General features: G+C 43.7%; 8 protein-coding genes. All 8 read right to left on the bottom strand.

Features of this window, described 5'->3' with window-relative positions:
• On the bottom strand, positions 1-1,112 hold a 1,112-nt coding region (locus tag N8O80_RS09450; protein WP_261028112.1), incomplete at its 3' end, for an SSURE domain-containing protein.
• Between the two features lie 115 nt (positions 1,113-1,227).
• On the bottom strand, positions 1,228-2,244 hold the full coding sequence (locus N8O80_RS09445; RefSeq protein ID WP_000771883.1) for a glycosyltransferase family 2 protein: 1,017 nt from the start codon (positions 2,242-2,244) through the stop codon (positions 1,228-1,230).
• 354 nt (positions 2,245-2,598) lie between these two features.
• Positions 2,599-3,264, bottom strand: a complete 666-nt coding sequence (locus tag N8O80_RS09440) for a potassium channel family protein (RefSeq protein WP_001283909.1) — start codon at positions 3,262-3,264, stop codon at positions 2,599-2,601.
• 13 nt (positions 3,265-3,277) lie between these two features.
• Positions 3,278-4,657, bottom strand: coding sequence for a TrkH family potassium uptake protein (locus N8O80_RS09435; RefSeq protein WP_261028111.1), 1,380 nt, complete (start codon positions 4,655-4,657; stop codon positions 3,278-3,280).
• A gap of 33 nt (positions 4,658-4,690) precedes the next feature.
• Positions 4,691-5,455, bottom strand: coding sequence for a nucleoside phosphorylase (locus N8O80_RS09430; RefSeq protein WP_261028110.1), 765 nt, complete (start codon positions 5,453-5,455; stop codon positions 4,691-4,693).
• 206 nt (positions 5,456-5,661) lie between these two features.
• Positions 5,662-6,219: a sugar O-acetyltransferase gene (locus tag N8O80_RS09425; protein ID WP_261028109.1), complete on the bottom strand. Its 558-nt coding sequence runs from the start codon at positions 6,217-6,219 to the stop codon at positions 5,662-5,664.
• Positions 6,220-6,325: 106 nt separating this feature from the next.
• Positions 6,326-7,180, bottom strand: a complete 855-nt coding sequence (locus N8O80_RS09420) for a VOC family protein (protein ID WP_261028108.1) — start codon at positions 7,178-7,180, stop codon at positions 6,326-6,328.
• 263 nt (positions 7,181-7,443) lie between these two features.
• Positions 7,444-8,301, bottom strand: an 858-nt coding sequence (locus N8O80_RS09415; protein ID WP_261028106.1) for an LPXTG cell wall anchor domain-containing protein, incomplete at its 5' end; no start/stop codon positions are given.

The raw sequence follows: 8,301 nt of genomic DNA, 5'->3' as shown, positions 1-8,301 counted from the left end.
CCATTGTCTGACCATGGAGCCTTATCGGAAGCTTTCAAGATAAGACGAGTTAACATACCGTCACCTGCGAAGAGTTCGTATGGAATAACTTGGTTAACACCGGCTGTGAATGGTCCAGGGAAGTTGGCTTTGTCTAGGTAAGTAGCCGGAACATCTACTGTGTCTTTAGTGTTGTCAGCTACACCTTTTTGCACTTCAGCTGGGGTAGTCAAACCATTCAAGTTGACATCCAAATCTTTTGTTGCTACGAGGTTGCTCAAATCAGCCTTGCCATCTTTAGCGCCATACACTTTGATGGTGGCTTTATAGCTTTGAGTGCCGTTTTGTTTTAAGAGGTCAAGTAGCTCTTTATCAGATTTACCTTGAGTGCCTGCCAAGTCTACTTCATAGAAGTAAAGGCCTTTGCCCAATTTCTCTACTGGTGGAAGAGCGGGGTTTTTAGCTGAGCCATTGTCTGACCATGGAGCCTTATCGGAAGCTTTCAAGATAAGACGAGTTAACATACCGTCACCTGCGAAGAGTTCATATGGAATAACTTGGTTGACTCCGGCTGTGAATGGACCTGGGAAGTTGGCTTTGTCTAGGTAAGTAGCTGGAACATCTACTGTATCTTTAGTGTTGTCGGCCACACCTTTTTGAACTTCAGCTGGGGTGGTTGCTGGTTGAGCTTCATTTGCTTCACGGTCTTGTCCAGAAACTGTAGGCGCAGGATTTGTCGCAGGTTTAAGCGCATCTCCTGTTTCTTTCTTAGATTCTGGTTTTGCTTGCACTTCTTCTTTTGGCGCTACCACTTGGTCTTTATCAGCTACATTCACTTTTTCTGGAGAGCTTGTAGCATCCAAGCTTGCTTTAGGTGTTGAGTCTACCTGTTCTGAAGGAAGAGCTGTATCAACTGCTTCTTTGAGAAGTTCTACTGGTAAGTCACTCTTTTCACTCACCGAAGTAGCATCTGGTACAACTTGAGCAGGGGTCGGATTGACCACATCGGCACGTACAGAACTTGGCTGACCAACTAGGACAAAAAAGCCACTGGCTACAACAACTGAGGCAACACCGACACTAAGACGGCGAATAGACCAACGAGTATATCTTTGATTTGGATTGAATTTCATAGGATTCTCCTTAGAGTTTTTCTTTATTTGATGACTCTAGTATAATCTCCTAAAATTAAAAAGGATTAAGAAAAAGTTAAAATTTTTCTTAAATCCCTCTTATAAAATACTTATATTAATTAAATCCATAAACAGACTTGGTGATTTGATAGACAACATTGGAAAGTTTGCGAGCTGGCAAGACCGAATGTTTGGTCAAACGGCTCAACATGGTCTTACGGATAGCCTGAAAGACCTCTGGATTTTCCTGCTGAATATAGGTCCACAGCTCCCGTTTTTTAGCCAGATGCTCTGCTGTGCCTGCTCGGTTGAGCAGGGCACTGGAAATCACCGTCGTGATCTCAATATGATTCAACAGATATTCTCGCATTTTGGGGTGGCTTACTTGGGATAAATCAAGCTGGTCTACCAAGAGTCGATTGACCTTGAGTTGCTGGTCAATACGCTTAATCATCACTTGCTCATTGACAGACTGGTCCTCACGCCCAATCAAATAACGATAGAAATCGACAGGCAGATAGTACATGGTCTTAACCTGCTGAAGGGGGGTAAAGACAAAGAGATTATCGACATAAAAAGTATGCTCAGGCAGTTGGAACTGGCTCGCTCGCAACAAATCTGTCCGGTAAATCAGCGAGTGCATCATGATATACTGACCTTTTGAGAAATTTCCAACCTGATCCCAGCCAAAAATCTGCTGGACAGGCAAGACGGACTCGTAACTCATACTCTTCTTACGAGACTGACCTTCCTTTTCATATACAAAATTAGTCACAAAGGCATCAACTTCCTGCCCCTCACTCTCTAGTTCCTGCAAGGTTTCAAGAATTTTCAAGTAGGCACGAGGATCCACCCAGTCATCACTATCAACTACTTTAAAATAGCGCCCAGAAGCCTCCGCCAAGCCGCGATTGACGGCACCCCCATGGCCTTTATTTTCCTGATAGATGGCTCTAACGATGTTAGGATACTTGCTGGCCAAACGCTCAGCGATTTCCTGAGTCTGGTCCTGAGACCCATCATTGATAATCAAAATCTCAACTTGCTCACCACCAATCACTAGCGACTCCACACAGTAATGAAGATAGGCAGCAGCATTATAGCTGGGGATGGCGATAGACAATAACTTCATAATCTACTCCTTTAGGGAACTGATTTTTTCTTATACTCAATGAAAATCAAAGAGCAAACTAGGAAACTAGCCGCAGGTTGCTCAAAGCACTGCTTTGAGGTTGCAGATAGAACTGACGAAGTCAGCTCAAAACACAGTTTTGAGGTTGTAGATAAGACTGACGAAGTCAGTTACCTATACCTACGGCAAGGCGACGTTGACGTGGTTTGAAGAGATTTTCTAAGAGTATTACTCTCTCTTATCATTTCTTTCTATTCTACCATAAAGTCCAGCTTTTGAAGGACTTTTACTAGAATACAAGGGTTGCTATCTCTACTGCTACCTTGAACATCAAAAAAGAGGGGTGCTCCCTCCTTACGAATTTAATTCTGCCAAGTCATCTAGATATTGGTTGTTAATGACCGCCAAGATATAGGCATCGGCTTTCAAGAGATCATTAGGACCAAACTGGACATCCAGTGGTGAATTTTCTTGTTCACGAAATCCTAGGACATTGAGGTTATATTTGCCACGTAAATCCAGCTGGCTCAGGCTTTGACCTGCCCAAACACTCGGAATTTTCATCTCAACAATAGACACATTTTTATCCAGCTGAAAGACATCAACATTGTTATGAAAGAGAATGGTCTGCGCTAGAGACTGCCCCATTTCATACTCAGGTGAGATCACCGAGTCAGCACCGATTTTTTCCAGCACCTTCTTGGCTGTCTGGCTTTTGACCTTGGCAATAACCCTTGGTACCCCTAGACTCTTACAATGCATAACTGCAAGCACACTCGACTCTAGATTTTCCCCTGTTGCCACTACAACTGTATCACAGGTATCAATACCAGCGGTTCTGAGGAGTTCCTCATCTGTAATATCGCCCACAACTCCACGCGCCAAAACAGGCTCAAATTGATTGATACGCTCGGCGTGGTCGTCAATGGCAATGATATTCATATCTTGCTTGGCTAGGGCTGTCAGGACACTACTCCCGAAAATCCCCAAACCTAAAATTCCAATCGTACGATCTGACATAGTTCTTCCTTTCTTATCCAATACTAATATCTGCTTTCATATACTGAATCAAATCTTTCTTATCAGGCTGGTAATCCGCTAGACTAACCAGCAAGGTTAAGGGTCCAATACGGCCGATAAACATGAGCACCATGACAATGCTGAGAGCTAGCTTGCCCAGTTCTGGCGTCAGATTTGCCGTTACCCCAACTGTTGCAAGAGCTGAAATGGTCTCAAACATGAGGTAGATAAATCGCGGTGTTCCTTCTGCTGTAATTCCCAACAACATCAAGCCCAACAAGAAGGTCATCAAAAAGATAATGAAGACACTAAAGGATTTTTGGACTGTTCGAGTCTCAATGGTTCTCTGCGCAACATTAGCATGAGGTAAGCCCAGCAATTCACTACGCGCAAAAACCAACAAGACAAAGAAAGTCGTAATCTTGAGCCCCCCAGCCGTCCCTCCAGGCGCCCCACCCAGAAACATCTGTAGGATATAGATAAACAAGGTCACAGGCCGAGCTTGGGTGTAATCAATAGAGGCAAAACCAGCCGTTCTCATGCTGACGGTTTGGAAAAAACTAACCAGCACTTTCTCTGGAACACTAAGATTGCCAATGGTTCCTGGATTGTGCCACTCCGTAAAGAGTGTGGATACCGTCCCAAACAGCAAAATCCCTGCGGTCAAGAAGAGGACCAGCTTGGTGTGAAAACGCAGACGGCGTTTTTTCTTCTTGTCAAACTGGGTTGCCAAGTCAAACCAAACCATAAATCCAAGACCACCTGTGATAATCAAGCCAGCAATGACCAGATTAATCAAGGGATCCGTCTGAAAAGCCACTAAACTGCTACTGCCGAAATTATCAAAACCAGCATTACAAAAGGCTGAAATGGCTAAAAAGATAGAGGTAAAAATGCCTCGTCCCCAGCCGAACTCAGGAATAAAACGAAAACTTAGTAGAAAAGCACCCAAACCCTCCACTAGGAAAGTCGTCAAAAAGATGGAGCTCATAAAGGCCTTCAGCGACCGAGTCTCTCCGTAACTGAAGCTCTCCTGAATGGTTTCACGACTGCGAAGACTGAGCTTTTGCTTCCCCTGAATATAAAAGACTCCGATAAAGGTCATGAGTCCCAGACCACCAATCTGTATCAAGAGCATACAAATCAACTGCCCCCAGACATTATAGGTAGTAGCCACTGGTTGCGTAGAAAGGCCAGTCACACAGACCATGGACACCGTTGTAAAAAGATGATCAAAATAAGTAGCCTGCGAACCACTTGCCTGAACAAAAGGTAAACTCAAAAGAAGAGAGCCTATAAAAATAACTCCAGCGAAACTCAGAAAAATTCGACGAGCAGGCGAAAGCCCGCCAAAGGTTCTTTCAATTTTTTTCACAAATAATTTGAATAACATATATCCATTGTACCATAAAAAGAAGAATAGTAGCTAAAACTGAGAGGCTATCTCAAGACAGAGTTCCAAAGCCTTCCCGAAAGCTTCTGAACCCCAGTCACGACTATCGTACTGGTCCAAGTCTGCTAAGGAATCAGCTGTGAACAACAATTCTCCCCAGAAAATCCCACGCAGTTGGGCTACTGCCGCAAGCGCAGAACACTCCATCTCCACAACAGCACAGCCTTCTTCCTTGCGATAAGCCACCTTTTCAGCAGTTTCCCGGTAAAAACCGTCTGTCGTCCAGGTCATGACTTCTTCATAAGGAATCCCTCTGGCTTCCAAAACCTGCTCAATAACAGCAATAGCCTCTGGCTGAATTTCCATATAACGAGAAGCTGCCACATAGTGATAACTAGCCCCTTCATCTCGCAGAGCGCGAACAGGGACTAGAAAGGTATTTTCTTCTATATCAGCCAGCACACCACAGGTACCTGTAGAAATAATCTGCTCCACACCGTAACCAATCAACCAATCCATAAACTGGGCTGCTGGAGCTGAACCGACAGGAGCCTGAGCCAAACAAAGTTCCTTGCCCTTGTAATTGATGACATAGACTGGATAGGTCTTGGTGGCAGAAACGAATTCTCCGACACAGTCCGCCCCTACTTCCCTCGCATAGCGGTCAATCTCCTCACCTAAAAAAGCATAAACACACTTCTTGGGCAAGTGCAAGTCCAACCCCTCGTGATTGGGCATGATGACCGCCTGAGGATTGTCATCAAACTCTAAAATAGGAATCGCATGTTTCTGAATCATAGCCTACCTCCTCTAATTTTGTACTATTGTATCAAAAGCTGACAGAGTGTCAAGGAGGAGAATAGAAAAAAACATCCCAGTTACGAAATGCTTTAAAATTAATCAATGAAACAAACTTGCTAAGATATAGAGTAGGTAAATGTGAGTTGGGTAAAAGATGATGGAACCCATAAAAAAGAAACAACCTAAGCTGTTCCTTTTTACTTCTATTTAACAGGTATCTCCTTAATCACGCGCGCAGGATTGCCAGCTAGAACAACATTATCTCCGAAGGACTTGGTGATTATAGCCCCCGCTCCAGCAACAACATTATTCCCCAGTGTCACTCCCGGAAGGACAATGACGCCACCACCAGCCCAGAAATTGTCACCGATAGTGATGGGCTTGCCGTATTCGACCCCTGAATTACGTTCCTGCGGATCCAGTGGATGGAGTGGTGTTAAAAACTGACAGTTGGGGCCAATCATGGCATTGTCTCCGATACGAATCGGACAAACATCCAGCATGGTCAAGTTCCAATTAGAATAAAAATTTTCTCCTAGATGGATATTGACCCCATAATCGACCACCAGGCGTGGATTAACATAGAGATTTTTCCCAGTTGAACCAAACCAAATCTTGATAATCTCCGCCCCTTTCAAGGGGTCTAGCTCCTTGTTAAAAGCAGCCTGTTTTTGGCGAGAAGCCTGAGCCAAGGCCCGCAACTCAGGGTCAAACGGATGATAGGGTTCCCCTGCAATCATTTTCTGGTATTCACTGGTCATTGTATTCTTCTCCTTATTCCCTACTATCATATCAAAATGTTTACATATCTGACTAGGATAAGGGGTACTTCCTACAATTTATACTCTGATTTTCATCACATACTGTCTATCTTGCTAAGCGAATACGTGTCACGATTCCGTCTGGGTCTGTGATTTCCAGCTGGCTAGATGTCAGCCACTTAACTGGTGCATCAACTTCTTGCGCTCGCTGGGCAATCGTTAACAGTTCTTCTTTACGAGCGACTTCAATGACATAGTAGGCTAAGCCTGGCAAACCTGCCTTACGCGGAGCTAAGCCTTTTCCTCCCCATTCATTGACTGCTAAATGATGATGGTAATCTCCAGCCGCAATCCAACTAGCGCTAGGCACACTGAACTTATCCTCTAGTCCTAACACCTTTTGATAAAACTGGCTGGACTTTCGACTATCCTTGACGGAAAGATGGATATGGCCCATTCTCGTACCTTCTGCTAGGACAAAGGGCTCTACTCTTTCCCCCAATTCATAGATATCCTGCGCCGCAAGAGCCTCTGTCACCCCGATAATGCGTCCATCTTCTCGAATATCCCATGTGGAAACGGGCTTATCTCGATAGAGCTCGATGCCATTCCCCTCCAAATCTTCCAAGTAAAGGGCCTCACTGTAACCGTGATCTGCACCGCCAACAAGAGGAATCTGTAAATCTGTCAGGTGTTTCAAGACATCAGCCAAAGCCTTTCGTGTCGGCAAGAGAATGGCCAGATGGTAAAGGCCATAATGTTCCCTTACTTCACCGCTTTCTTGTGCTTGAATCAGCTGTACCAAGGCTTTTCCACCCAGGCCTAGAACGGCCTCTGTCTCAGTTTTAGATAGGATTTCTAAACCAAGCACTTGCTGATAAAAGGCTGTTTGACTTGCCAAATCCTTTACATTTAAAACTGCCTCTGCCAAATAAATGTGGCTCTTATATTCATAGGTCATAAATAGTCCTCTTTTCTGTTGTAATATTTTTTGTTACAACTATTATATCATTCCCATCAAGAAAGTCAAGTTAGACAACTTATAGATCATGATTCTGTAATCTTGTCTATATGGGATTAGAACGAGAAAATCTACAGAGAATTGACAATAAAGCCACCTAAAATTTTTAACCAACGCTACGATAACTCTCATCTCAATCCCAAAAAGAAAAGGAGCGGATATGATATCCTACTCCTTATTCTTATCAGAAAATCTAATTAGAATTAGTCTTCTTTTTTCTTGCGAGCAACAAGTCCAAATCCACTCAAGACACCTAAAAGTCCAAGTGCTGCTAAGCTAGAGTCGGCTTCTGTACCTGTGTTAGGCAATTCTTTTTGAACTTCAACATTTTTAGGTGTTGCTGGTTGAGAAGCTGGTTGGTTTGGAGTTGATGGTTCAACATGCTTAGGTATGACTGTTACTGGGACTTCTACCTCTACGATTTCTCCTGATGGTAGTTTCACTTTTACTTTAACACTTGGTTTTTGTCCTGCCGTATCAGTTGCTGGAATTTCTCCAACTTCTACGATTTCAGCACCTTTTGGTAACTCAATATGTTTCTTAACATCATCTTTGCCAATTGGAGTTCCAACCTCTACTACGATTGGGGTAGTTTTAACTGTTTCTCTTGGAGCTGGAGTCGCCTTTGGTGTGACTGTTACTGGGACTTCTACTACAATAACTTTGCCACTTGGTAATTCAACCGTTACCTTAACTGGATCCTTCTTACCTGGAGTTGTCAAGTCTGGAATGTTTTCAACATTTGTGACCTTGCCACCTTCTGGAATCTTGATGCCTTTTGTGTAATCCTCTGGTGTTAATGGGGTCTTAGTTACTGGAGTTTCAATTTCCTTAACAGGTGTTACATTAACTGGGACTTCTACTGTAATCACTTTGCCACTTGGTAATTCAACCGTTACCTTAACTGGATCTTTCTTACCTGGTGTTGTCAAGTCTGGAATATTTTCAACATTTGTGACCTTGCCACCTTCTGGAATCTTGATGCCTTTAGTGTAATCCTCTGGTGTTAATGGGGTAGAGGTGACTGGTGTCTCAATCTCTTTAACAGGTGTTACAGTTAC

Source organism: Streptococcus mitis, assembly GCF_946190155.1.
GTDB lineage: Bacteria > Bacillota > Bacilli > Lactobacillales > Streptococcaceae > Streptococcus > Streptococcus mitis_CL.
Note: the sequence above shows the minus strand (reverse complement) of the source record. Positions and strands in the feature narration are given on the sequence as shown.

Excerpts from the sequence above, each read along its gene's own strand:
- N8O80_RS09445 (WP_000771883.1), bottom strand. The coding sequence starts at position 2,244 with ATGAAGTTATTGTCTATCGCCATCCCCAGCTATAATGCTGCTGCCTAT.
- N8O80_RS09425 (WP_261028109.1), bottom strand. The coding sequence starts at position 6,219 with ATGACCAGTGAATACCAGAAAATGATTGCAGGGGAACCCTATCATCCG.
- N8O80_RS09440 (WP_001283909.1), bottom strand. The coding sequence starts at position 3,264 with ATGTCAGATCGTACGATTGGAATTTTAGGTTTGGGGATTTTCGGGAGT.
- N8O80_RS09420 (WP_261028108.1), bottom strand. The coding sequence starts at position 7,180 with ATGACCTATGAATATAAGAGCCACATTTATTTGGCAGAGGCAGTTTTA.
- N8O80_RS09435 (WP_261028111.1), bottom strand. The coding sequence starts at position 4,657 with ATGTTATTCAAATTATTTGTGAAAAAAATTGAAAGAACCTTTGGCGGG.
- N8O80_RS09430 (WP_261028110.1), bottom strand. The coding sequence starts at position 5,455 with ATGATTCAGAAACATGCGATTCCTATTTTAGAGTTTGATGACAATCCT.